The sequence below is a fragment of the Pseudotabrizicola sp. genome, from assembly GCF_030684215.1.
Lineage (GTDB): Bacteria > Pseudomonadota > Alphaproteobacteria > Rhodobacterales > Rhodobacteraceae > Pseudotabrizicola.
On sequence record NZ_JAUXOV010000065.1, the window covers coordinates 36,560 to 60,678 of the forward strand.

Consider the following 24,119-nt stretch of genomic DNA (forward strand, 5'->3'; position numbering starts at 1 on the left):
TTACACCGGAATGGTTGAAAGACTGCGTTCGACCTTACCCAAAAAGACCTTACGATCGTCTTCGGTGACGTGGTTCATGTTGTAAAGCTGTTTCCAGATCACCCGGCAGCGCGGGCTGAACAAGGGCCGCAGCCCGCGTGTCCACAAAGACCTCCCCGGATCGCGGATCAGCCTGATCCACCACCACGGACTGCCTGATGTGGTGATACCGACCAACAGCCTGATATTTTGCAACTTCGGCTTGGTGCGCTTTTGCTTGCCATCGGCCACCTCAAAGGTGATCCCCGGCAGCCAGACCCGCTCCAGCCAGCCCTTGAGCATGGCAGGCGGACCATAATACCACGTCGGGTAAATCACGACCAAGCCCTCGGCCCATTGCAGGTTGTCTACATGCTCGGGGTGCTTGGCGATGATCGCGGCGGTGTCGGTCAGATATTGCCGCCGTTCTTCGGTGGACAGAACCGGGTTGAAGTTCTCGGCATACAGATCATGGCAACGCAATTCATGGCCCGCCGCACGCAGGGTGCGACAGGCGGTTTCATACAGCGCCGCGCCAAAACTTTCCGGGCACGGATGAGAAAAGACGACCAGAAGGCGCATGGCGCAGACCCCTTACTTCGGCATCAGGTCCATACCGACCTTTTTGTTCACGAACCGCGCGGTGGCGACCTTTTCAATATCGACCGACCCGGCCGCAAGAATCCCAGACTCGACCGCCAGATCGTAGAACGCCTGAACCCGGCCCATATCAATTGCGCCAATCCCCATTTCGGTCTGATACCCGGTGCCGATGATGCCAAGCGCTTTCATCTGCTCAACCTCGGCGTTCAGCTTTTCCACCGTCTGTTCGGGGTTGTCGGCGATGATTGCGGCACTGCCTGCCGAATTGTCGTTGTACAGGAAGTTATACCAGCCAATCGTGGACGCATCGACGAAGCGCTGCACCAGATCGGGGTTTTCCTCGACCATCTGTACCCGCGCCTCAATGGTGGTGGAATAGGTGTTCCAGCCATTGTCGGCCAGCAAGAACCACTCCGGCTCTGCCCCGGCAGCGGCGGCATAGATCGGCTCTGCGGTGCCGTAGCCTTGCTGCACCATCTTCTTGTCGGTCAGGTATTCCGCAAGGTTAAAGCCATATGGCTTTAGCTGTTCATCCTTGAAGCCTTTGGATTTCACCATCCACTGCCAATAACTGAACTGCCCGTCTTTAGAGACAAGGATCGTCGGCGCGTTCACCAGATCATCAAACGATGCATACTCGCCTTTGTGTGTCAGCATCACCTGCGGATCTTTTTCGAAATAGGCCGCGACCACGATGGTCGGAATCTCGTTGCGAACATTGTCCATCGACAGCAAAAGATTTCCCGCCATCAGGAAATCCACTTTGCCTGCGGGCAGCATGGGCCGGTTGTTGACCTGCGGCCCGCCTTGCTGAATCTCTACCTCCAGCCCGTATTTGGCGTAAGTCCCGTCTGCCATCGCCTGATAGAACCCGCCATGCCCACCTTGGGCCAGCCAGTTGGTGGCGAACACCACCTTATCCTGCGCCATAGCGCCGCTTGCCACCACGGTTGCCGCCACGAATGTTGCCACTGTGGCCAGTATACGCGTCTTCATCGCAATCCCTTTCCCTGTTGTAATATGTGTCACGCCTTGGCCATATCCGGCGTCCAGCCCCGGGTTTTTCCCGGATTCATCAATCCATGCGGGTCAGCCTCGCGTTTGAAGTCGATCTGCGTGGTGTCGATTTCCTTCATCCCGCCGTCTTCAATCGTGATGACATGCGGGTCATAGATCGTGCAGCCATCCAGCCGTTCCATCTCGGCGATGATCTGATACATCCGGTCGCGGCTGGTCCAGCGCACCAAGGGCAGGGCAAAAATCTGCACCTCGCTATGCAGCCGCGCCATTTCGTGATGCATCAAGACCTCATCGCCATAGCGGGCGATCTGCGCCATCACCAAGCCCGGATCAAACGGGCTGGGGTAGGCAACCTGAAGGTAGCTCCACACTCCCGGCTCGTGTTTCAGCGCCTGCAAGGTCGTGTGGTTCCACCCGCATTCCCACGCGGGCGGCAACCGCTGCGCTTCAAGATCATGCAGCGTGCCGCTCAGGCTTACCGTGCCGCCCATCGCGGCCACCCGTGCGTTGAAATCATCCATCGCATCCGGCGCGATCATCGAAAACACCGCGTCTTTGTCCACTGGAAAATACTCGGCCAACCGCTTGTAAAACGGCGCAATCCGCCCCTCTACCACCGTCATCAGATAGGCATCCAGCCCCGCCGCCTGAGCGTCGGCCGCAAAGCGCAACGCGGAGTCATAGCCATCAAACAGCGCAATCGTATGCACCCAGTCGGTCGCTGGGACCAAGGCATAATCCAGCGCGGTGATGATCCCGTTGGTGCCATAGGCGTGCTGCACCTTCATGATGTCAGCCCCGCGCAACTCAATCACGCGCGGTACTTCCTCAACCGTCACCATCCGTAGCCAGGTGATGTTCTCGCCATCGCGCAGCATCCCGTTGCGCAGCGACCCGATGCCGCCAGACCCGCCCGAGACAAAGCCGCCCATGGTGGCAAAGCGCTTGGTCGATGGGAACATCGACAGCATTTGCCCGCTTGCCCCCACGGCCGTTTCCACCCGTTCCATTCGCGCACCCGCCTCACAGATCACCCGGCCGGGGCCGATGTCGATCACTCGGTCCAGCTTGGTCATCTCAAGGATGATCCCGCCCTCCATCGGCACGCATTGCCCATAATTCCCGGTGCCGCCGCCGCGCACCGTGATAGGCAGGCGCAACCGCGCCGCCGCCGCCGCCACGGTCATCACCTCGGCCTCGGTCCGGGGCGTCACCACCAGATCGGCGGCGCGATGATCCAGCAGGTCTTTCAGAATGGGCGAATACCAATAGTAATCCTTTGATTTCGCTTCCAGCAGCCGCGCCTCATCCGAACAGGGCACCTCACCGATGGCGGCCTTGAAAGCAGCCAGTTTTTCAGCACTCACGCTCATGCAGCAGTTCCTTGCGTCATCGCCGCGCCCGCCCGGTAAATCCGGCGTGGCGCGCGGGGGTTGCTCAGGGCCTCGGTCCAGTCGGCCCCTTCGATCAGTATGAAATCCGCAGGTGCACCGACTGTCAGCCGTGCAGGGGGCAGCCCCAAGGCGTGGGCCGCATCCCCCGCAATCGCGCCCAGCCAGTCACCTGGCGACAGGTGCAGCGTCAGGCAGGCCAGCCGCAGCATCTCCACCGGGTCATGCGCGCCGTAGGGGTAGAACGGGTCGCGCACATTGTCCGATCCGAACAGCACCGTGACCCCCGCCGCGCGCAATTCCTGCGCCGGGGCCAGCCCTCGCAACCGCGGGCTGCGACCGGGGGCCATATCCTGCAAATGCAGGTTGGTGGTGGGCAATATGGTCAGCGCCAGCCCCGCCTCGGCAATCTGCGCGATGGCCCGGTCGGCATCCGCCCGGATTGCCAGCGAACAGGCGTGGCCGCACAACACCCACCCTGCCATGCCATGTGCACGCGTCAGCCGGGCCACCTCATCAATCGCCACGGCATCGGCATCGAGGCCCTCATCGACATGGAAGTCGAGGCGCAGCCCATGATCCGCCGCCAGCCGGAACACCCGGCCCAGATGGTCGGCGTAATTGTCGTGGCGATAAATGAACGTGCCCAGAACCGCGCCATCTGCCGCCACCCGCGCCGCAATCCCGGGCCCATGATCCGGGTCGCCCAGAATATCCAGCGACACCAGCGCCGCGCGTTGCAGCGTCACCTCGGTATCCGCCTCGCCCATCACCGACCAGGCCAGCGGCACGCCCGGCTCGGTCCAGTCGACATGGCTGCGGATCACGCCGACCCCATTGGCCACCGCATCCGCCAGCCCGCGTGTGATACGCGCGCGCAGGTCGTCGGCGCTCCACGCAGCCTTGTCCGCCGCCATCGCCTCAATCGCGCCAAACAGCCCCGGCTTGGCCGCGCGGGCGCGATGCGCGGTAAAGCATTTGTCCAGATGCACATGCGCATCCACCGACAGCGGCATTGCCACCGCCGCCGCAGGCGCCTGCGTTGGCGTCAGAGCCACAATCCGGCCCCCCGCCACACTCAGCGCGACCGTCTGTCCGTCAATCAACACTGGGCCCAGCTCAATGCTCACGCCGGATCTCGCTTTCATGCCAATGCCCCAGAACCCGGCGCGACAGCCACGCAGTCGCCAAAAAGATCACCACCCCCAGAAGCGACACCAGAACCAGCGCCGCAAACATCCGCGGAATCTCATTCCGAAACGACGATTCAATGATCCGGCTGGCCAACCCGGTATTCTTGCCCGCAGCGCCTGCCACAAACTCGGCCACCACAGCCCCGATCAGGCTAAGCCCGCCCGCCACCTTCAGCGCCGCCATGAACGACGGCAGCGCACTTGGGGCCAACAGAAATCGCAACCGCTGCCACGGCGTCGCGCGGTACAGCGTGAACAGATCGCGCAGGTTGTGATCCGCACTGCGCAGCCCGATCACCGTGCCCGACAGAATGGGAAAAAACGCCACAATCCACGCACAGATCAACAGGGCGGCAAAGGTGCTGTCCACATAGATCAGGATCAGCGGCGCAATCGCCACCACGGGCGTTACCTGCAAGATCACGGCAAAGGGAAACAGGCTCATCTCAACTGCGCGAGACAGGGCAAACAACGCGCCAAGCAGCACCCCCCCGATAATCGCCAGCCCCAGCGAATACACCGTCAGCTTCACCGTAAACCACGCCGACCCCATCAGGGATGGCCCATCGGTCCACAGGGTTTGCGCGATCCGACTGGGTGCCGGGATCAGGTAATGCGGGATCTGATAGGCCCGCACCACCCATTCCCAGCCACCAATTGCCACCACCAGCGCAAGGACAGGCAACACCCATGTCAGCACCCGCTCGCGCCGCTCACGCGCCAGCGCAGCGGCATTGACCGGAGCATCCGGGGCAGGCTCAATGATCGATATGCTCTGCATCCAGCGTCCCTTTCAAACTGTCCGAAATCCGCCGCGCCTGTGCGCTGAACTCTGTCGAGATGCGCCAATCCTCGGTGCGGGGCCACGGCACATCGACCACCAGATCATCCGCCACCCGACCGGGCCGCGCGGCCATCACCACGACGCGGGTGGACAGATAGACGCTTTCAAACACCGAATGGGTCACGAATATCACCGTCAGCCCCTGCTCTGCCGCAAGTCGCACCACATCATTGTTCAGCTTTGACCGCGTCATCTCGTCCAGCGCGGCAAAGGGTTCGTCCATCAGCAAGATCCGGGGCCGCGTCACCATCGCCCGAGCGATTGACACCCGCATCTTCATGCCGCCCGACAATTCGCGCGGATAGGCTTGCGCGAATTTCGTCAGCCCCACCTCACGCAACGCTTGCTCAACCCTTGGCCGCGCATCCGCCTTTGTCACCCCCGCCAGCCGCAAAGGCAAAAACACGTTGTCATAGACTGTGGCCCACGGCATCAGCGTGGGTTCCTGAAACACAAAGCCCAGATCCTGCTCGGTCTTGCCCGCCGCAGGCGCAATGCTGATCGTGCCCGAAGTCACCGGCAACAGCCCGGCAATCATCTTCAGCGCCGTTGATTTCCCACAGCCCGACGGTCCCAGAAAACTGATGAAATCGCCCTCATTGATCGTCAGCGTCATGTCTGACACCGCCAGCGTGTCATTGCCGAACCGCTTCGACACCCGATCCATGCGAATGATCGGATCACCCTTCATGCAAAGGCGTCCGGGTTTGCGCGCGTGTCCAGAAACGACAGCGGCATGCGGTGCACCTCTTGTAGCAGCGTCACGATCCGGGCGGCGGCATGGTCAATCGCGCGTTGACCCTTTTCCGCCGTGGCCTGCGTCGCATCGCCCGCCGCGCCTGCCGCGTTCATGTCCTGCATCTGCCACGCCAGACGGCCCGCCGGTGTCAGGCCCAACAGCTGGTTCTCCTCCGCCAGACGCGCATTCTGCGGCACGAAATTTCGCGCCCGGTCCATCCGCACCAGATCCGGATGCAGCGCCAGCATCACGCTGGTCTCCAGATCGCCCGCATGTATCCCGTGCCGTTCCTCATCCGGGGAAATCAGCCCCTCGGGCAGACCCATGGCGAACCAGTTTGCCGCCACCACCAGCATCTTGTGCTTGATCCGCAAATCGCGCGCCACGATGTCCATCGGCGCAATCTGCCCGCCATGACTGTTCAGAAAAACCAGTTTGCGCACCCCCGCCGACGCCACCGAGTCGCCGATTTCCGACCACATCGCCATCAGCGTTGCCGCCGAAAACGTCAGCGTGCCGGGCCAGGCGGAATGCTCATTTGACTTGCCCACCGACAGCGTGGGCAAAAACACCACCGGCAGATCAGGCGCCAACAGCGGCACCACGGCCGCCACCATGCCATCAACAATCGCTTGGTCCACCGACAACGGCAAATGCGGCCCATGCTGTTCGACCGCCCCGACGGGCAGCAACGCGATCAATTCACTGCGCGGCAGCTCGGCAAAATCCTTGGCGGTATATTGCGCCCAAAACCGATGCTTCATTCGGCACCTCCGGCCCGGTTTAAACCGACGCTTAGGTCGTCTGAGCATAGCAGGGTGGGCAGTGTCATCATCGTCTCACCTCGGATCAAGGCTCAGCTGACCTGAACTTGACCCGAGGATGAACCATTGTGTCAAACCATTTGGTTCGACATCTGCAGATTGTTTTTTATGCCCATTCAGCAGGCGCATTCAGGCCCGTGAAGCGCAGGCTTCGGGCTGACTGAGAAGGATCAGCGCCAGCCGTCAATCGCCGCCACGGCCTCCTCGGCGGTTTCGACGTATTGGAACAGGTCAAGATCCTCCGCGCTGATGGTGCCGGCTTCGGCCAGTGCCTCCCAATTGATGATCTTGTCCCAGAACTCCCGGCCAAACAGCAGGAAGGGAATCGGCTTCATCCGTTGAGTCTGGATCAGCGTCAGCGTCTCGAACATCTCATCCAGCGTGCCAAAGCCGCCGGGGAACACGCAGATTGCCTTGGCCCGCATCAGGAAGTGCATCTTGCGAATGGCAAAGTAGTGGAAGTTGAAACACAGGTCCGGCGTCACATAGGGGTTGGGCGCCTGTTCATGCGGCAGCACGATATTCAACCCGATCGACTGGCCGCCCGCTTCATGCGCGCCCAGATTGCCCGCCTCCATCACGCCCGGCCCGCCGCCGGTAACGATCACATTCTCGCGGCCATAGCTTTCCATGCTGCGCTCGGTCATCAGCTTGGCAAAGCGCCGCGCTTCTTCGTAATAGCGCGACAGTTCCGCCAGTGCGGGCGTCCGGCCCGCACCTGCCGTCGGCGGAATCCGCGCGCCGCCGAACAAAACGATGGTCGATTCAATCCCGCGCTCGTCCATCACAATCTGCGGTTTCAGCAACTCCAGCTGTAACCGCACCGGGCGCAATTCCTCTCGCGTCATAAAATCCGGGTCGGCAAACGCCAGCCTGTAGGCGGGCGCGCGGGTCTGGATGGTATCGGGCGTGCGGTCGGCGGCCTGCACGTCTTCGACGCTGTCGCGAAACGGGTGGGCGCGGGGTTCGTCTTTCATAGGCTGCCTTTGCATTGCGTGATCTCTCCCCAAGCCTTATAGGCAGGGCGCAACAGGACCAATCAAAAATGGGTGACAGCATGTCAAACGCCGCCTTGGAAACCGCCATCGAGGCCGCGTGGGAAGTCCGCGACAGCCTTACCCCCGCCACCAAAGGCGAAGCCCGCGACGCGGTTGAAGCCACGCTGGCCGCCCTTGGCGCAGGCACATTGCGCGTGGCCGAAAAGCGCGGTGCCGATTGGCATGTGAACCAATGGGCGAAAAAGGCCGTGCTTCTGGGCTTCCGGCTGCAAGACATGGGCCTGCAATCGGGTGGCCCGCAGGGGTCGTCATGGTGGGACAAGGTTGACAGCAAATTTCACGGCTGGGGCGAAGATGACTTCCGCTCCGCTGGCTTTCGCGCTGTGCCAAACTGCATCGTGCGCAAATCGGCTCACATCGCCAAGGGCGTGGTCCTGATGCCGTCTTTCGTCAACCTCGGCGCCTTTGTTGATGAAGGCACCATGGTTGACACATGGGCCACCGTAGGATCGTGCGCGCAGATCGGCAAGAACGTCCATCTGTCTGGCGGCGTCGGCATCGGTGGCGTGCTCGAACCAATGCAGGCAGGCCCCACCATCATCGAAGACAACTGCTTTATCGGTGCGCGGTCCGAAGTGGTTGAAGGCTGCATCGTGCGCGAAGGCTCTGTCCTTGGCATGGGCGTGTTCATCGGTAAATCGACCAAGATCGTTGACCGCGAAACCGGCTCTGTAACCTATGGCGAGGTGCCCTCCGGGTCGGTCGTTGTGGCAGGCTCGATGCCATCGAAAAACGGTATCAACCTGTATTGCGCCGTGATCGTGAAAAAGGTCGATGCGCAAACCCGCTCGAAAACCTCTATCAACGAGCTGTTGCGCGACTGAACCGCCCCTGAAAGGCCAGCCCATGACCGATGAAAAGCCCGCAAAAACCAGCCGCCAGCAGGTGTATACCCTGCTGGTGCAGGTTGGCCGCAAACCCGGTGACGATCTTCCCGCCAAAGCCACGGGCGGGGCTTTGATGTGCTATGCCAGTGGTGTGGACGAGGCCGAGGCGGTGCGTGAAACGGTGGCGATCCTCAAGCAGGCCGAACTGGCGGTGCTAGAGGTTGAAGGCCATGGCTCGCTTGACGAACAAAAAGCCGCCGGGGCAGAAATTCCTCCCGAAGAAGAGGCGCTGATGCTGCGCGCGCTGGAGGAAAACTCGGTCATCGTGGCCCAGATGACTGCGCTTTACGACTAAGGTTCAGGCCGCGCCAAACAGGCTGCGCCGCGCCATCAGGCTGACCAGTTGCTGCGCCTCAAACGGCAACAGGACAGGCCGGGGCGGTTCCGCCCTGAACCCATGGCTAAGCAGTTTCAGACCATCTGCCAGCAGCAATTCCGGCAAACCAAGGTCAACCGTCACGCAGTCAATTGCGGCCTGCCGCCCGTCTATCCGGGCAATCGTTCCATTGGCCAGCGCGTCGGCGCGGACCAAGACTTCCTCAACACCGAACATGTATTCCACTTCGGCCCCGTTCAGCGCAACCAGCTGATCGGCGGCCAGCAACACATCACTGCCCTGACCCAGATAGGGCGCGCGCATGATGACCGGCGCAAAGCTGCCCCTGCTGGGCAGATTCAGGCGACTGACCCGCAAGACCGGCTGAAGGCCATTGTCTGCCGTATGAACCAGATCCCCCGCCCGCAAAGCCCCGGCAGCGACCGGCCCGCGCGCTGTGTCAACTGGGGTTCGCAAACCCAGCCACGGGGCGCGCTCTGGCGGGCGGGCGCCGGTTGTCACGCCAAACCACAACAGCGACGCATGACGCAGCGCTGCCCCATCTCTGCGGCACAATGCAGCCAATTCATCCGGCGACAACGCGATCGGGCCTATACCGGTGTTTTGGCATTCCTCACCCATCCCGATACGGCCAAAGCTAAGGGTCCAACGCCCCGTGCGCCGGTTCCAGCCATAGGTGATCCGCGCCGCGCCAAGGCCAAAGGGCAAGGGTCCGGGCAGAACGTGCCGCCGCATCATCTCGCCGTTGCGGTGCAGCACCACAATCCCGGCTTGCGGGTCGGCAAAGATCGAAAAGCTGCGCCTGTCGCCATCATCCTGATGCCACTCCAGCAAGACAGTGCCAGCGCCCAGTGGCAACGTGGTCTCACAGATGAACAAGCCTTGCTCCAACGGAAGCCGGTCGCCGTTTGGCAGGGTAAGGTCAGACAGCGCCAGCCAATCCTCCATGATCACGCAGCCTTTTCTGCCGCAGTGAACAAAAGCTGTGCCTCAAATGGCCGCAAGGTCCGCCGTGCCGCCGGGCTGTAACCATCACCGGTCTTTGGGTCAAGATCCGGGAAAATGGTGCAGATTTCGTCGATAATCGCGGCATCGAACAGGCGGGTCGATTGCGGCCCCGGAAGAAAGCTTTCGGTGGCCAGACCCTCGGACGATACAATCTGATGCCGGTCAAACAGCAGGTGAACATAATCCACCTCGCCCCCTTCGATCACCCTCACCGACCGCCCGTTGACCAGATCCTTGGCCGACACCAGCACTTCGGTATCGCCAAACAAAAGCTCTGCCAGACTGTCATGCACAAGCACCCGATGCTGCGGAGATACAAGCAAACGCCGGTGATTGCCAAAGGTGCCCGCCCTGATCTCGATGGGTGCCAAAGACCCGGTTGCAGGCACCTGCCGCCGCCCGATCCAGCGCAGTGGTTGCGGCCCGTCATCCTTTGTTATCACCAGATCACCGGGCAAAAGCGACTCTACCGGGCATTCTCCGCGATCGGTCAAAATCATGGTGCCGGCGACAAAGCAGGGAATGGTGGTCAGGCGCACAAGCCCGGTGTCAACATGGCCGCCGGTGGTGGATGCGACGGTGTAGGTAAAATTAACCTGCTCGATATCACCATTCCCGAACACCGTGATCGTGCCATCGGCATTCAGCCGGACCTGTTGGCCAGAGGGCAGGGTGATGACCTGCCCGGCCACAACGTTGGTCCCGTTGATCTGTGTGATCTGAAGCGTTCCGGCGCCGCTGTAGATATCGTTGGCAAGAATATCGAGCGTCTTCTGCCCTGTCGCTACCATGGTGGCGGTATCGTCAATGGCAACCAGCGTGGTCTGAATGCTGTCCCCCACGATGATCAGGTTGGAATCGTATTGTGCATCGCCTGTATCCGCGATGCCAATCCGGATAGAGTTCACCTCTCCTGCCCGCACCGGAAAGGTCAGGGTCAGGGTCACGGTAAAGCCGTCCATTTCCGTATTATAGGCGTCGTTCATGTTGCTGGTGAACAGGTTCGGCTGTGTCAGCGGGTTGATGTTGTTGATCGACGAGGTGCCGTCGCCGATCGTCACCGGCACATAGACTCCGTTAACCCAGACCCCCATCACATCATTGAAGCTAGAGTTCACATATTCCGGGTATTCTTCAGAACTGAACACAAAGCGCATCGTCATGACATCGCCGGTCGGGATGAAATCGACATCAATCCAAACCGCGTCAAATGTTGATGCACCGGCAATGGCGTTGAACTGGCTGTTGTTATCGACGCCGGTCGTGTTGGTCGATGTATTCGTAAGCCGGTTTGGATCGCCACTCGATTGGGTGAAATCGCGCACGTTCCCGGTGGACAGAATAACGCCTGTCGAAGTTGGCAGGACACCCGGCGAAAGTTCACCATTGGTGAATATGGCTGAACTGTCGCGTGGCCCGGTATAGCTTGCACCCACCACGGTCACGCCGCTGCCAAACATCGCATTCGCCATCTGCATGGCGGTTGCATTGACGTTGTAGTTCAGTTCTGCGCCTGTCGCCAAGACTGCCTCCACCCGTTGAAGACAGAGCATCATGTGCGGTCAGGCGGATGCCTGCCGGAGCATTTTGTCGGATTGGGTGCGTTGACCCTGCTCTGCCCTGCCTCTGGGACTTATAGTTTTATGAATGATTATCAGAGTTTTGCCATAAGTCATCCATCTTTTGGCCACAGTGCTTCGGTCGCTGCGCCGTAGTGAAAGAGCGTGTCGCAACAGCAACAATGGGATGCATCGCCGCTAGCGTTTGCGCAAAGGTTGCAGCAGGTCCGCCCTGTCGGTATTCCTGCGCCAAACCCATGCCGGAGACCCGCAATGCCCAAGCCAGTTGATCCTGTCGCCCTGACCGCAGATCTGGTGCGCTGCCCCTCAGTCACCCCGGTAGAGGGCGGGGCACTGGTCTTGTTGCAGGCCCTTTTGTCCGATGCGGGCTTTGACTGCACACGGGTTGACCGGGGCGGGGTGGCCAACCTGTTCGCCCGCTGGGGTACGCGGGGGGCAAACCGCTCGTTTGGCTTCAACGGGCATACTGATGTCGTGCCCGTCGGTGATGCGGCCGCCTGGACCCATGATCCGTTCGGAGCCGAGATCGTCGATGGCTGGATGTATGGCCGTGGCACGACCGACATGAAATCCGGCGTTGCGGCCTTTGTCGCAGCCGCCATCGATTTCGTCCGCGACACCCCGCCCGATGGCGCCGTTATCCTGACAATCACCGGCGATGAGGAAGGCGCATCGGTCGACGGCACAGTGGCTTTGCTCGACTGGATGGCCACCCAGGGCGAGCGCATGACACATTGTCTGGTCGGCGAACCGACCTGCCCGAATGACATGGGCGAGATGATGAAGATTGGTCGCCGTGGTAGCATGACCGCCTTTGTCACCGCAACCGGGGTGCAAGGCCATTCCGCCTATCCGCACCGGGCCAAAAACCCGATGAGTGCGTTGGTCAAGCTGCTGGCAAAGCTGGAGGAAAGGCCACTGGATGCGGGAAGCGCACATTTTGATGCCTCGACACTGGCGATAACCACGATTGATTGCGGCAACCCCGCCAATAACGTGATCCCCGCGCGCGGTACGGCCACAGTAAACATCCGGTTCAATGATCTGCATTCGGGCGACAGCCTAAGCCGTTGGGTGCAGGACTGCGCCCAGACAGTGCAGCACGAATCCGGCGTTCAGTTCGATGTGCGCCTTAGTATTTCGGGCGAAAGTTTCCTGACTCCGCCCGGCGATTTCTCGGCCATGGTGGCCCGCGCGGTGCAAGCTGAAACCGGCCGCGTGCCGGTTACCTCAACCTCGGGCGGCACCTCGGACGCGCGCTTTGTGAAAAATCACTGCCCGGTGGTCGAATTCGGTCTGGTGGGCAAGACCATGCATCAAGTCGATGAACGGGTGCAGGTCGACCAGATCGGCCAACTCAAGACCATCTATAGCCGCATTTTGCAGGACTACTTTGCATGATCCACATTGCCCCCACCCGTGACATCGCAACCTGCCGCCAGTTGCGTCGTATCGTGTTCATCGAAGAACAGGGCGTGTCCGAGGCGGATGAGATTGACGACAAGGATGATCAGGCCATCCATATCCTGGCCTTGGTTGATGGCATCCCGATGGGCTCCGCCCGGCTTTTGCTGTCGGGCGACACTGGCAAGATTGGCCGGGTCTGCGTTTTGCGTCAGGCGCGCGGCACTGGCCTTGGTACTGCATTGATGCGCGAGGCTGTTGCCGAACTGCGGCGCCAGCCCGGCGTCACCCGTGCCAAGCTGGGGTCACAAACCCATGCCATGGGGTTTTACGAGCGCTTGGGCTTCGTTGCCCAGGGCCCGGTCTATGACGATGCCGGAATTGCGCACCGCGATATGGTCATGCCGCTCTAGCGCCGCCGCCGCGCACCTCTCGGCATTGCTGCTTTCAAAATACTCCCGCCGGAGGCGTCCACCACCCCAGCCCGCGCTGCGCTCAGGCCGCAGAACGGTCACGGGCCAGCATATCGTGAACCATCGGAATGACAATTTCGCCATAAAGCCGGATACACGCCATCAGGTCGCCATGGGGCTGCGGGCCGGTTGCGTATTTCATGTCGAACCGCTGGATTTTCAGCGTCCGGATCGTTTTTGCGATCTTCTTCGCCACGGTGTCCGGGCTGCCGACATACAAAGAGCCTTGCTCGATCTCGGCCAGATACTTGTCTTTGGTCACCGGTGGCCAGCCCCTTTCGCGGCCGATGCGGCCGAACATGTCGCGGTAATGCGGCCACAGAGCTTCGCGCGCGGCCTCATCTGTCGTGGCAATGAAACCGGGGGAATGCACGCCGATCGGGCGCACCTTTGCATCCATCGACCCCACCGCGCGGTGATACAAATCGACATAGGGCACAAAGCGCGCCGGATCGCCGCCAATGATGGCCAGCATCAGTTGCAGGTCTTGCCGGACCACGCGCACGACCGATTCCGGGCTGCCGCCAACGCCGACCCATGTGGTCAGCCCCTTTGGCCCCAGTGGCGGATAGACCACCTGATTTTTCAGCGGCGCCCGCGTCTCGCCCTTCCAGCTGACCTTTTTCTCACGCACGAGGCGGGCGAACAGGTCCAGCTTTTCCTCGAACAACTGGTCGTAATTGGCCATGTCATACCCGAACAGCGCATAGCTTTCGCTGAAAGACCCGCGGCCCAGAATGGCCTCGGCCCGGCCATTGGACAGGGCGTTCAATGTGGAAAACCGCTGGAAGGCGCGCACCGGATCATCGGACGACAACACCGTAACGGCAGTGCCGAGCCGAATGGTCCTGGTGCGCCCGGCGATGGTGGCCAGCACGATTTCGGGTGCGGAAATGGCAAAATCATCGCGGTGGTGTTCGCCCAGTCCGATAAAGTCGATGCCGACCTGATCGGCCAGAACCGCCTGTTCCACCACATCGCGCAGCACCTGATCCATCGGCAAAAGCTGCCCGTTCGCGCCACGGTTCACATCGCCGAACGTGTCCAGTCCAAGGGAAATCTTGCTCATAACGGTCTCCTGTAATTGGGCTGAACATAGGCGATGCGGGCCTGTGCGCAAAGGCGCAGACCCGCACGGCAGATGTGCGTCGTTACGACAGGTCGCGCAGTTCCAGCTGTCCGCCGGGGCCTTGGCGGACCTCGAACCGGGGCAGACGGCGCACCAGATCCGACAGCTTTGCCGCGCCATAGGTCCGCGTATCGAAATCGGGGTTGGCCTGCGTGATGAATTGGCCCAATGGCCCAAGCGTGTACCATTCGCCGTCCGGGTCAATCGCGCGCATGGCGGCGACGATCAGCGGAATGGCCTTGGTCGGGGCCTCTTTGGTGCCGGATTTCACCGCAACCACACCTTCGACCGTCTCGCTCCGGGCGGCAACGCGCGGGGGCTCCTCGGCGATGGCACTCAGGTTTTCGACATAGATGAACCGCTTGCAGGCCATGCGGAAAGCTTCGGGCGTTTTCTTTTCGCCGATACCGTAGACATCAAGCCCCTGTTCACGGATCCGGGCGGCAAGGCGGGTGAAATCGCTGTCGGATGACACCAGCACAAAGCCGTCAAACAGGCCCGAGTGCAGGAAATCCATCGCAGCGATCACAAGGCCGATGTCGCTCGCGTTCTTGCCCTTGGTGTTGGAAAACTGCTGATCCGCAACCAGCCCCAGAGCGGCGACCTTCTTGGCCCAACCCGCCAGACGCTGCGCCGACCAATCACCATAGATGCGGCGCACAGAGGCTTCGCCCAAAGCTGCGATTTCTTCGAAAATCGCCTCGGCATAGCTGGCGGGCACATTGTCGGCGTCGATCAGGACGCAAAGGCGGGGGGTGCGGGTTTCCGGCATCACATTTTCTCCATTCCGCCGCTTGTCGCATCTTGGCTCAGCCAAGGAAAGCCTCAAGCTGACGGCTAGGGCGCGGCAAGCATGTCCTTCTCAATCGGGTCAAGGCCCTGTGGCTGGATTTTATCTTGGCAAAAATACTCTCGGGGGTTGCTAATTGGCTGGGGGGCAGCCAGCCCCCCAATCAACATCAGCCTCAATACACCACGACTGACCGGATGCTTTCACCCGAATGCATCAGATCAAAGCCCTTGTTGATGTCTTCCAGTGTCAGCGTGTGGGTGATCATCGGGTCAATCTGGATCTTGCCATCCATATACCAGTCAACAATCGTTGGCACATCTGTCCTCCCACGCGCGCCACCAAAGGCCGTGCCTTTCCAGATGCGGCCGGTGACCAGCTGGAACGGGCGCGTCTCGATCACAGCGCCCGCAGGGGCCACGCCGATGATGATGCTTTGACCCCAACCACGATGGGTGCATTCCAGCGCATCGCGCATCACCTTGACGTTTCCGGTGCAGTCAAAAGAGTAATCTGCGCCGCCGATCTGGTCGAAGGGGGTTTTGGTCAGGTCAACAATATGCTGCACGACCGAGCCTTCAATCTCTTTGGGATTGACGAAATGGGTCATGCCGAACCGCTCGCCCCATTCCTTGCGGTCGTTGTTGATGTCCACGCCGATGATCATGTCCGCACCGGCCAGCTTCAGACCCTGCAACACGTTCAACCCGATGCCGCCCAGACCGAAGACCACGGCTTTGGCCCCGATCTCTACCTTGGCGGTGTTGATCACAGCGCCGATGCCAGTGGTGACGCCGCAGCCGATATAGCAGATCTTGTCAAACGGGGCGTCCTTGCGGACCTTGGCAAGGGCGATTTCTGGCACAACCGTGTGATTGGCAAAGGTGGAACAGCCCATATAGTGATGGATCGGCGTGCCATCCAGCATCGAAAACCGTGTGGTGCCGTCCGGCAGCAGGCCCTGCCCTTGGGTTGACCGGATTGCGGTGCAAAGGTTGGTCTTCTGGCTAAGACAGCTTGGGCATTGCCGACATTCTGGTGTGTACAACGGAATAACGTGATCACCGGGCTTCAGGCTTGTGACCCCCGGCCCGCAGGCGATGACAACGCCCGCGCCCTCATGCCCCAGAATGGCCGGAAACAGCCCTTCGGGATCGGCACCCGACAGGGTGAACTCATCGGTATGACAAATGCCGGTGGCCTTGATCTCGACCAGAACCTCGCCTTCCCTTGGGTCGGCCAGATTGACCTCCATCACGGTCAGGGGTTTGCCGGGGGCAAGGGCGACGGCGGCACGGGTACGCATGGACTTCTCCTGTTTCGAATTGCACCTAGGCTGGGGGAAAGCGTCCCCCAAGGCAAGACCCTGCGCCGGGAAATTCAAAGGCAACCTTGCAAGAACACAGGCTGAGGGGTTAGGTGATCATCAGCTTTAGCATGGTTCACCAGTGGTCAGGTTCTTGTCGCTCATCGGCTTTCCAGTCTTCCGGCGGGGTGTTTTCGGGCTAACCCTGTGCGGGATGCTTTCCGGGTGCGTCCTGCCGACCTTGGGTGGGCAGGGGCCGGCCATTGTGCCACCGGCAAGGCTTGCCAGCAGTCAGGTGGCGGGCTGTGGTCAGGACCAGCTGACCCATCTTGCGGGACGGTCCTTTGTGGAACTGGCGGATTATCGCTTGCCGGGCCATCTACGGGTGCTGCGACCCGGCCAAGGCGTGACGCGGGACTTGATGCCGGACAGGCTGAATGCCCAAGTAGATGGCAGCGGTGTGATCTTGCACCTGTTTTGCGGCTAAAGACCGGGAGAAAAACGATGAAACAGATAGCCCTTGCCGGATGTGTGGTTGCCATGCTGGCGGCATGTCAGCCCGTTGTGTCGGATGGCCCTGATCTTGCAACCTGTGGCGCAGATGCGCTGCAAGGGTTGGTGGGTCAGCCTGCTTCGGTGCTACAGACAATGCGCTTTGGGCAGGAAACACGGATTATCCGACCAGATATGGCGGTCACTATGGACTACCGCCCCGACCGGCTGAACATCGAAATTGACCGGGCAGAGCGCATTTCACGCGTCCACTGCAGCTGAACCCGTTGTAGTAGAAATGATGAAGGCCCCCGAAGGATCGGGGGCCTTTGATCTGATCCGGCACGCGTAATTACATGCGGTAGGTGCTGTGGCAGTCGCGGCAGGTGCCACCAACTGCCCCCATACCAGCCTTGACGCTATCCAGAGACGCTGGGTCAAGGGAGGTTGCGGCTGCATTCAGCGCACCTGCCTTGGCAACAAAATCATCCCAGTTGGTCCAGATTTCGGGCTTTGCCTCGGCAACCGGGTCTGTTGCCTGCGGTTCGAATTTGGCGGCGATGTCTGCGGATGCAGCCACCAATGCCTCTTGCGCGGCCAGGGCAGCGGCGGCGTCAAACGCCACCTTGTCGGTTGCCATGTCGCCCAGAACTTTGACATTCATCCCGATGGTGCCCATCAGGTCCATGCGGGCCTTGACGGTCGGATCTTGCACGCCTTCTTTTGCCACGGCAACACCGGCCACAAGAACAAGTCCGGCGATCAGGCTTTTCGAAATCAACTTCATATTCTCTGGCTCCCAGCTGGAAAATCTGAGCCAGTATAAGAGAGCCAAAGCATCGGCATAGTGACGTTGTTGTCGATCACGCGAACGTCATTGCTGCCCGCGGTCAGTCCAGCGCCCGTGCTTCGGTTTGCAGCATGACCGGAATGCCGTTGCGTATCGGAAACGCCAGCCGGGCGGCTTTCGATATCAGCTCTTGCCGCGCGGCATCATATGTCAGCACTGCCTGAGTAAGCGGGCAGACCAGACTTTCCAACATGCGCGGATCAAAAGGCTGCGCCTGATTGGCGGCTGCTTCGGCTGCGTCGGGATCGCTCATTGCATCACCTCGTCATCCGCCCCGCCGCGCAGGGCAAATTCGATCAACGTAACCAGCGTTTCGCGCCGGGTCGACAGCGATGGCGCTTCCAGCAAGGCTTGTTTGTCTTCGGGCGTAAAGGGGCAAAGCATCGACAGCGAGTTGATCAGCAACTCGGTGTCGGCTTCTTTCAGACTGTCCCAGTCGGTCGCAAGGTTAAGCGTGGTCAGATAACGCCCCAACACCGCCAGAAAGGCAGGGCGGTCAAAGCCGGGGTCAGTTTCATCCTCGCGGTTCAGGTCGCGGCCAAACGGGGACCAGTCAACCTGACAACGGCGATAGGGGGTAAATCCCTGCACCTCATCGCGCACGCGAAACCGCGACATGCCCGACAGGGTGATCATGTATCGCCCGTCTTCCGTTTCGGAAAAACCCGTCAGCCGACCTGCGCAACCTATTGATTGCAGTCGCTTTTCTCCAGCCGGCGTTTCGCGGGTCTGGATCATGCCGATCAGCCGGGTTTTGGTTTTCATGCAGTCTTCGATCATCGCCAGATAGCGCGGCTCAAAGATGTGCAGCGGCAAACGCGCGCGCGGCAGCATCAGCGCGCCGGGCAGCGGGAAAACCGGGATGGTGTCGGGCAAGTCTGATGCGTTAATCATGAGGGTCTACCTAGGCCGCGTGGCGCGTCAGGCAAATATCATTGACGACAGCTTGCGACGCCCTTTCATCACAATCGGATCTTTGGCAGCCAAGGCATCGAAAATGGTGAAAAGCTGGGTGCGCGCGGCACCATCGTTCCATTCCCGGTCGCGGCGGAACAGCTCCAGCAACTGATCGACCGCTTCTTCGGTCTTTCCTGCCGCTAGAAGGGCTGCGGCATAGTCAAACCGGGCCTGATGATTGGCCGGGTCCGCCTCGACCGCGTTGTGCAGATCCTGCTCCGGGCCTGCATTGGCCGCCTGTTTGGCCAGCTCGATCTGGGCGCGTGCCGCCTCGACCTCTTTTGCAGAGGCGATGGCCTTGGGCGCATTGGCGGCCAGAACTTCCGCTTGCTCCAGATTGCCAAGCGCCAAATGGGTGCGGATCAAGCCACCATAAGCCGCAGCGTTTTCCGGTTCTTCTTCCAGAATGGCGGCAAATGTTTCAGCGGCATCAACCGCGGCGCCTTCTGTCAGCATCTGTTCTGCGGCCTCGATCGCTTCGGCCAGCCCGCCATCGCCGCCAAGAGCCTTGATCCGGTCGATGAACTTCTTGATCTCTGACCCCGGCAACGCGCCTTGAAACCCATCAACCGGCTGGCCCTGCCAAAAGGCAAAGACGGTCGGGATAGACTGCACGCGCAACTGCCCTGCGATCATCTGATTTTCGTCAACGTTCACCTTGACCATGCGAACCTTGCCGCCTTCGGCTGTCACCGCCGCTTCAAGCGCGGGGATAAGTGTTTTGCAGGGGCCACACCACGGCGCCCAGAAGTCAACGATCACCGGCACTTCGCGGCTGGCCTCGATCACGTCGGCCATGAAGGTGGCTTCGGTCGTGTCTTTGATCAGGTCGCTTTTCGGTGCGGCGGCAGGTTTGTCACCAAGGCTGAACATCCGATCCCTCATCCGTCTGAAACTTCGTCCCCTATATGCGCACAGCGGGCGCAAAGGCCAAGGGGCAAGAGGCATTTACGCGCAAGGATTCTGGTCGTAGCGTTTGCCCAGCAAGACCGGGAGAGTGACATGCCGTATCTTTTAACCTTTGGCGACAGCAATACCCATGGAACGCCCCCTATCGTGACACGTGGCGAATATCACCGCTTTGGCCCGGCTTTACGCTGGCCGCAGGTGTGCTGGCGGGATCTGGGTGTTGGCTGGGAGCTGGCAGAAGAGGGCCTGCCGGGCCGCACCGCGCAATTTCCCGATCCGGTGATGGGCGCGCATATGAACGGTCAGGACGGGTTGAAGATCGCGCTGCAAAGCCATGGCCCGGTCGATGTGCTGACCATCATGCTGGGCACAAATGACGTAAAAGCGCGGTTCTCGGCCACGCCCGAGGCCGTCACCGCAGGCATTGCCGGTCTGGTCGATGTGGCGCAAAGCCTGGAAATGCAGGCACGGCATGGCGGGTTCAAGGTTCTGCTGATCTGCCCGCCACCGGTGCTTGAAGTCGGGCCAATCTCGGGTGAGTTTCTGGGTGGGGCCGCGCGCAGCCAGGGTCTCGCGGCGCGCTACCGCGAACTGGCCATTGCGCGCGGGATCGGATTTCTGGACGCGGGCGAGATTATCGCAGTCAGCCCGCAAGACGGCATCCATTTTGAACCCCAAGCGCATACCACGCTTGGTCTTGCGGTGGCCGGGGTGATCCGCGGGCTTTAGTCTGCTGAGGGCGTCAGATCTGCCCAACCGCAACGCGACGCAAGCACGGCAGGCGCAGCACCGGTATCAACCGCCTCTGTCGCGCGCAGGGTCAGCGATTTGCGCATGTTCCAGCGCTCTCGCATCAGATGCAGGCCTGAACGGCTGATTTTCGTGACCGGGGTCTGAACCGGCAGATATTGCGGCCATTTCGCCTGCATCCAGCGATAGCTTTCGGTGAAATCCGGTCCCAGGGCACCGTGAAAGCGGTCGTTGTGAATGCAGGGCAGCCCGATGGCATAGGCACCAAAGCCCGCCGCGCGCGCCCGGCATACGATATCGGTGCCATACATATGCCAGCCGGGCTGTTCGTCATCAAAGCGCAGGCCCGAAGCCCGACGCAGCACGATCAGCATTTCATCCAGACTGTTCACTGATTCAGGCTGCAAAGGCACACGACCGATGATCTGCCCCAAAGAAGATGTCCAGACCGGCCCGAACTGATTGTAATCGCCAGCAACCCCGTATGCCCCTGCCACAGCCCAGTTGGGGTCAATGCGTGTCAGCTCTGCCAGACGTGCGGTAAGCAGCCTGTCCCAGCCTTTGGGTAAATAAACATCGTGATGGGCGAAGACAATCACATCAGCATCGGTCGCATCAATGGCCCGGTTATAGGCTGTAGACGCCGACGCTGCGCCGCGCTCCACATGCAAGGACAGACCTTCGGCCAGAATGGGCGAGGCGGCAAGGTTTGCTGACAGCACCGCATCGGAATTGCTGGCACAGACAAAGGAAAAGGGAACAGGCATCAGGGATTGCCCTTGCTGGCAAAAAGAACCGTCAGTTTCTCGGCCTCGCGATCAATGTCGTGACGCTTCAACACGCGTTGTCTTGCGGCATGTCCCATCTCGGCCAACCGGTCAAGCGGCGTTGCGGCCATGGCGCAAATTCCATGCGCCAATGCTTCAACGTCACCAGCTGGCACCAGCCATCCGGTATCCGGCGTGACCAATTCCGGAACCCCGGCGATGGCGGTGGCAATCACCGGGCGGCCTGCGGCCATGGCCTCCATAATCACCACTGGCAGGCCTTCGGCAAACGAGGGCAGGACCAGCGCCTGTGCCGCAGACAGCGCGTCACGCACCCGCGCCTCATCCAGCCATCCGGTCAGGGTGACGTGTCGGGAAAGATCGTGTCGGGCAATCGCCGCTTCGACTTGGGGGCGCAACTCGCCATCGCCGACAAGCGTCAAATGCAGGTCGGGCAATGTCTGTACCGCCCGAGCAACGGCCTCGATCAGAAGGGCAAATCCCTTTTGCTCTGACAGCCGGCCGATGGCCACAAGATGGGGGCCGCCGGCTGGCATCGGCGCGGGGTCGGGATACCGCCATGGCTCGATCCCGCAATGAACGACATGCAGTCGCGGCCAGGTCTGTGTGCTGGCCCACCGGCACAGTTGACTGCGGCCAAAGCTGGAAATGGCCACTGTAAAAAGTGCGTTGTCAGCCTTTTCCCCCAGGCACAGCGCGCGGGGGGCGTCGAATTCTTCGGGGCCATGAACGGTAAAGGAATACCCCGCCCCCCCCATCATCGCCGAAAGCATCGCCACAGTGGCAGAGTTGGTTCCGAAATGGGCGTGCAGATGGGGCAGGCGCAGGTCGTGACAGCGGCGCGCCAGATGCGCGGCTTCTGCCAGATAGATCATATGGCGCAAACGGCCCCCTGTGCCCGGTGTGCCGCCTGCTCCCTTTGCGCCGCAGCGCAGAGCCATGACGAATGCACGCAACGCACCTTTGGGGTTGCGTGCGATCCATCCCAATGCAGACAGCGCCAGCTTGCCTGCACCAAAGCCCAGAATATGCTCGGTGCGCGCATCCTCGGCCAGATCCGCAGGCTCGACCAATGCAGCACGGTCTGACCGCAGCGCAAAACGGTGAACGTCCCACCCCGAACGCTCAAGCGCAAGAATCTCGCGCCGGATAAAGGTCTGAGATCCGCGGGGATAGGTGTTGATCAGATAGGCGATCTTCAAAGGCGGCTCCGGTTTGTCCGGTGCCACCTCAGGCACCTTTGACCAAGATCGCCATTGACGTCAGGGGATGCAAGGGCTTTGAAGTGGGTCAAATCAGGCACAAAACCGCCGTATCCCACCAAAAAATGTCAAAAAACATGTCAGAAATGCCTTGCGATATGTTTGAATGCTTTCACGCGACGCGAAATCACATAAGACTAGGCGCGTAATCGGCAGGTCGGGGGACACATGCCAACTTTTTATATGGTAACTGCTGTGCTCGGCGGGTGGTTCGGCGCAGCCTCTACTCTGATCTTGGGGCACCCAGTTTCTCTGGCAGTTTTCGCTTATTCGGGGGCTGGATCGCTTTTCATGCTTCTTGCCGCACTGGCGATCGCATTGCGTCCAACCTATGAGGCGGGTGACTGACCGCCCTATTGTTTCCATTTTTTCGATAATTTTTGGGGATTTGCGCGTCAAAGCTTTGGTTTCTTTAGCGATTCAACATGGATGCGACGTGTCCAGATCGCGCCACCGGATCGAATCATTCGTCTTGGTGTTGCGATGCTTATCGGTGCCAAACGCCCCTGAATACACGCATGGGTAGAATTGGGCGCCGGGCTGACAAAGACATGGCAACATTGCTGCAGAATTGTGGTCTGAAAGTGGCGCGCTGCCTCGAAAGACAGTCGTCAAACACAACCAACACCCATTAAAATACAAAGTGGGGGCGCTTTATCCGAGTGCTGAAGATGTTGTTTGAATTTCTGTCGATTGGGCTGCTCCGGGCAACCGGCATCATGGTTGGGCAGGGGGGCGTCAAGGTTCTATTGTTGCGATTTGGGATACAGGGTTCTGGGAGGGCTTGTTGATGTCCTTCACTTTTCCTGAGTTTCCGGCACGCACGTCAGAGCCTGTCAAATCTCCGCCAGACTTTACTGGTCTGCCTTTGCTTTCCCAAGCGCGACCGTTTGGGCTTTACAGAAGTGTTTTCAAGCGGGTCTTGGATGTCGCGGCAATCGTTCTTGCTGCGCCTGTGGTGGTTCCCGTTGTGGCAAGCCTTGCGCTTGGCGTCGCTCTGGATGGTGGCAAGCCGTTTTACAGCCAGTTGCGCATAGGCAAGGGCGGCGAAGTTTTCCGCATGTGGAAGCTGCGTTCTATGGTGCGTGATGCAGATGCTCAGATGGAGGAGCTGCTCAAGCGTGATCCGGCGGCGCGGCATGAATGGGACACGACCCAAAAGCTGCGCAACGATCCGCGGATCACCCGCTTCGGTCTGTTTTTGCGCCGGTCATCGCTGGACGAGTTGCCACAACTGTGGAACGTTCTGACAGGCAGCATGAGCCTTGTCGGCCCACGACCGATGATGGTTGACCAGCGGTCGCTATACCCCGGGACGGCCTATTATGCGTTGCGCCCCGGTATTACCGGGTATTGGCAAACCGCAGGCCGCAACCGCACGACATTTCGGGCGCGTGCCGAGTATGACACGGTTTATGAAGAAGGCTTGGCATTTGCGACCGATCTTCGGATTCTGTGGCGCACGGTCAACGTCGTCATGAACGGCACCGGCTGCTGATTTTCACCG

At 60.5% G+C, this 24,119-nt stretch carries 27 protein-coding genes; 8 read left to right on the forward strand and 19 right to left on the reverse strand.

Translation table 11 applies throughout. From position 1 onward, the window contains the following. From Q8K08_RS13035 to Q8K08_RS13070, 8 genes are all read right to left on the reverse strand, one after another. Window positions 1-600, reverse strand: a complete 600-nt coding sequence (locus tag Q8K08_RS13035) for an NAD(P)H-dependent oxidoreductase (protein WP_305250316.1) — start codon at window positions 598-600, stop codon at window positions 1-3. A 12-nt stretch (window positions 601-612) separates the two neighbouring features. Then, window positions 613-1,617 carry an ABC transporter substrate-binding protein gene (locus Q8K08_RS13040; protein ID WP_305250317.1) on the reverse strand — a complete coding sequence of 335 codons (1,005 nt, stop codon included), beginning with the start codon at window positions 1,615-1,617 and terminating at the stop codon, window positions 613-615. A 29-nt stretch (window positions 1,618-1,646) separates the two neighbouring features. Further along, window positions 1,647-3,014: an FAD-binding oxidoreductase gene (locus tag Q8K08_RS13045; protein WP_305250318.1), complete on the reverse strand. Its 1,368-nt coding sequence runs from the start codon at window positions 3,012-3,014 to the stop codon at window positions 1,647-1,649. Next, the gene (locus Q8K08_RS13050; RefSeq protein ID WP_305250319.1) at window positions 3,011-4,162 is read right to left on the reverse strand and encodes an amidohydrolase family protein; all 1,152 of its coding nucleotides are present in this window, start codon (window positions 4,160-4,162) and stop codon (window positions 3,011-3,013) included. Before Q8K08_RS13050 ends, Q8K08_RS13045 begins: the two co-directional genes overlap by 4 nt. After that, the gene (locus Q8K08_RS13055; protein WP_304798262.1) at window positions 4,152-5,006 is read right to left on the reverse strand and encodes an ABC transporter permease; all 855 of its coding nucleotides are present in this window, start codon (window positions 5,004-5,006) and stop codon (window positions 4,152-4,154) included. The genes Q8K08_RS13050 and Q8K08_RS13055 overlap by 11 nt, the downstream gene beginning before the upstream one ends. Next, complete coding sequence (locus Q8K08_RS13060) at window positions 4,984-5,760, reverse strand: ABC transporter ATP-binding protein (protein WP_304798265.1); 777 nt, start codon at window positions 5,758-5,760, stop codon at window positions 4,984-4,986. Before Q8K08_RS13060 ends, Q8K08_RS13055 begins: the two co-directional genes overlap by 23 nt. Continuing rightward, the gene (locus Q8K08_RS13065; protein ID WP_305250320.1) at window positions 5,757-6,572 is read right to left on the reverse strand and encodes a creatininase family protein; all 816 of its coding nucleotides are present in this window, start codon (window positions 6,570-6,572) and stop codon (window positions 5,757-5,759) included. The genes Q8K08_RS13060 and Q8K08_RS13065 overlap by 4 nt, the downstream gene beginning before the upstream one ends. Before the next feature lie 230 nt (window positions 6,573-6,802). Then, window positions 6,803-7,609: a TIGR00730 family Rossman fold protein gene (locus tag Q8K08_RS13070; RefSeq protein WP_305250321.1), complete on the reverse strand. Its 807-nt coding sequence runs from the start codon at window positions 7,607-7,609 to the stop codon at window positions 6,803-6,805. An 80-nt stretch (window positions 7,610-7,689) separates the two neighbouring features. On the opposite strand from Q8K08_RS13070, the gene dapD reads away from it, so the two are divergent. After that, window positions 7,690-8,514 (forward strand): 2,3,4,5-tetrahydropyridine-2,6-dicarboxylate N-succinyltransferase, encoded by an 825-nt coding sequence (gene dapD, locus Q8K08_RS13075; RefSeq protein WP_304800142.1) that lies wholly within the window; start codon window positions 7,690-7,692, stop codon window positions 8,512-8,514. Between the two features lie 22 nt (window positions 8,515-8,536). Further along, window positions 8,537-8,872, forward strand: a complete 336-nt coding sequence (locus Q8K08_RS13080; protein WP_305250322.1) for a hypothetical protein — start codon at window positions 8,537-8,539, stop codon at window positions 8,870-8,872. A gap of 3 nt (window positions 8,873-8,875) precedes the next feature. Here the strand turns inward: Q8K08_RS13080 and Q8K08_RS13085 are convergent, their stop codons facing one another. Both Q8K08_RS13085 and Q8K08_RS13090 read right to left on the reverse strand, forming a co-directional pair. Then, entirely contained in the window at window positions 8,876-9,862 is a 987-nt protein-coding gene (locus Q8K08_RS13085) for a Hint domain-containing protein (protein ID WP_304800139.1), read from the reverse strand. Between the two features lie 2 nt (window positions 9,863-9,864). Further along, on the reverse strand, window positions 9,865-11,475 hold the full coding sequence (locus tag Q8K08_RS13090) for a Hint domain-containing protein (RefSeq protein WP_305250323.1): 1,611 nt from the start codon (window positions 11,473-11,475) through the stop codon (window positions 9,865-9,867). Window positions 11,476-11,754: 279 nt separating this feature from the next. On the opposite strand from Q8K08_RS13090, the gene dapE reads away from it, so the two are divergent. Together dapE and Q8K08_RS13100 are read left to right on the forward strand one after the other, a co-directional pair. Next, window positions 11,755-12,903: a succinyl-diaminopimelate desuccinylase gene (gene dapE / locus Q8K08_RS13095; protein WP_305250324.1), complete on the forward strand. Its 1,149-nt coding sequence runs from the start codon at window positions 11,755-11,757 to the stop codon at window positions 12,901-12,903. After that, window positions 12,900-13,319, forward strand: a complete 420-nt coding sequence (locus Q8K08_RS13100) for a GNAT family N-acetyltransferase (RefSeq protein WP_305250325.1) — start codon at window positions 12,900-12,902, stop codon at window positions 13,317-13,319. Before dapE ends, Q8K08_RS13100 begins: the two co-directional genes overlap by 4 nt. A gap of 82 nt (window positions 13,320-13,401) precedes the next feature. Here Q8K08_RS13100 and Q8K08_RS13105 read toward each other — a convergent pair whose 3' ends face one another. The 3 genes from Q8K08_RS13105 to Q8K08_RS13115 all read right to left on the reverse strand — a co-directional run bounded on the left by Q8K08_RS13105 (window position 13,402) and on the right by Q8K08_RS13115 (window position 16,604). Further along, a complete protein-coding gene (locus Q8K08_RS13105; protein ID WP_304803144.1) occupies window positions 13,402-14,448 on the reverse strand; it encodes an LLM class flavin-dependent oxidoreductase in 1,047 nt (348 codons plus the stop codon). A gap of 82 nt (window positions 14,449-14,530) precedes the next feature. Next, complete coding sequence (locus Q8K08_RS13110) at window positions 14,531-15,280, reverse strand: NYN domain-containing protein (protein ID WP_304803146.1); 750 nt, start codon at window positions 15,278-15,280, stop codon at window positions 14,531-14,533. Window positions 15,281-15,473: 193 nt separating this feature from the next. Continuing rightward, window positions 15,474-16,604 (reverse strand): S-(hydroxymethyl)glutathione dehydrogenase/class III alcohol dehydrogenase, encoded by a 1,131-nt coding sequence (locus tag Q8K08_RS13115; protein WP_304801195.1) that lies wholly within the window; start codon window positions 16,602-16,604, stop codon window positions 15,474-15,476. A gap of 265 nt (window positions 16,605-16,869) precedes the next feature. Between Q8K08_RS13115 and Q8K08_RS13120 the strand changes: the two genes are divergently transcribed. Both Q8K08_RS13120 and Q8K08_RS13125 read left to right on the forward strand, forming a co-directional pair. Continuing rightward, window positions 16,870-17,091: an I78 family peptidase inhibitor gene (locus Q8K08_RS13120; protein ID WP_304801192.1), complete on the forward strand. Its 222-nt coding sequence runs from the start codon at window positions 16,870-16,872 to the stop codon at window positions 17,089-17,091. A 17-nt stretch (window positions 17,092-17,108) separates the two neighbouring features. Next, on the forward strand, window positions 17,109-17,378 hold the full coding sequence (locus Q8K08_RS13125; RefSeq protein WP_304801191.1) for an I78 family peptidase inhibitor: 270 nt from the start codon (window positions 17,109-17,111) through the stop codon (window positions 17,376-17,378). Window positions 17,379-17,448: 70 nt separating this feature from the next. On the opposite strand, the gene Q8K08_RS13130 is transcribed toward Q8K08_RS13125, so the two are convergent. From Q8K08_RS13130 to trxA, 4 genes are all read right to left on the reverse strand, one after another. Beyond that, window positions 17,449-17,883, reverse strand: coding sequence for a cytochrome c (locus Q8K08_RS13130; protein WP_305250326.1), 435 nt, complete (start codon window positions 17,881-17,883; stop codon window positions 17,449-17,451). 103 nt (window positions 17,884-17,986) lie between these two features. Continuing rightward, window positions 17,987-18,199 carry a Trm112 family protein gene (locus Q8K08_RS13135; RefSeq protein WP_304799386.1) on the reverse strand — a complete coding sequence of 71 codons (213 nt, stop codon included), beginning with the start codon at window positions 18,197-18,199 and terminating at the stop codon, window positions 17,987-17,989. After that, window positions 18,196-18,840, reverse strand: coding sequence for an LON peptidase substrate-binding domain-containing protein (locus tag Q8K08_RS13140; protein WP_304799384.1), 645 nt, complete (start codon window positions 18,838-18,840; stop codon window positions 18,196-18,198). Before Q8K08_RS13140 ends, Q8K08_RS13135 begins: the two co-directional genes overlap by 4 nt. A 27-nt stretch (window positions 18,841-18,867) precedes the next feature. Then, window positions 18,868-19,776 carry a thioredoxin gene (trxA, locus tag Q8K08_RS13145; protein WP_304799382.1) on the reverse strand — a complete coding sequence of 303 codons (909 nt, stop codon included), beginning with the start codon at window positions 19,774-19,776 and terminating at the stop codon, window positions 18,868-18,870. A 129-nt stretch (window positions 19,777-19,905) separates the two neighbouring features. Here trxA and Q8K08_RS13150 point away from each other — a divergent pair, with 129 nt between their 5' ends. After that, entirely contained in the window at window positions 19,906-20,541 is a 636-nt protein-coding gene (locus tag Q8K08_RS13150) for an SGNH/GDSL hydrolase family protein (protein ID WP_304799380.1), read from the forward strand. Here the strand turns inward: Q8K08_RS13150 and Q8K08_RS13155 are convergent. Together Q8K08_RS13155 and Q8K08_RS13160 are read right to left on the reverse strand one after the other, a co-directional pair. After that, complete coding sequence (locus Q8K08_RS13155) at window positions 20,538-21,329, reverse strand: hypothetical protein (protein ID WP_304799378.1); 792 nt, start codon at window positions 21,327-21,329, stop codon at window positions 20,538-20,540. The genes Q8K08_RS13150 and Q8K08_RS13155 overlap by 4 nt on opposite strands. Beyond that, the gene (locus Q8K08_RS13160; protein ID WP_305250389.1) at window positions 21,329-22,552 is read right to left on the reverse strand and encodes a glycosyltransferase family 4 protein; all 1,224 of its coding nucleotides are present in this window, start codon (window positions 22,550-22,552) and stop codon (window positions 21,329-21,331) included. The genes Q8K08_RS13155 and Q8K08_RS13160 overlap by 1 nt, the downstream gene beginning before the upstream one ends. 850 nt (window positions 22,553-23,402) lie before the next feature. Between Q8K08_RS13160 and Q8K08_RS13165 the strand changes: the two genes are divergently transcribed. After that, window positions 23,403-24,110 carry a sugar transferase gene (locus Q8K08_RS13165; RefSeq protein WP_305250327.1) on the forward strand — a complete coding sequence of 236 codons (708 nt, stop codon included), beginning with the start codon at window positions 23,403-23,405 and terminating at the stop codon, window positions 24,108-24,110. The last annotated feature ends 9 nt before the right edge of the window (window positions 24,111-24,119 follow it).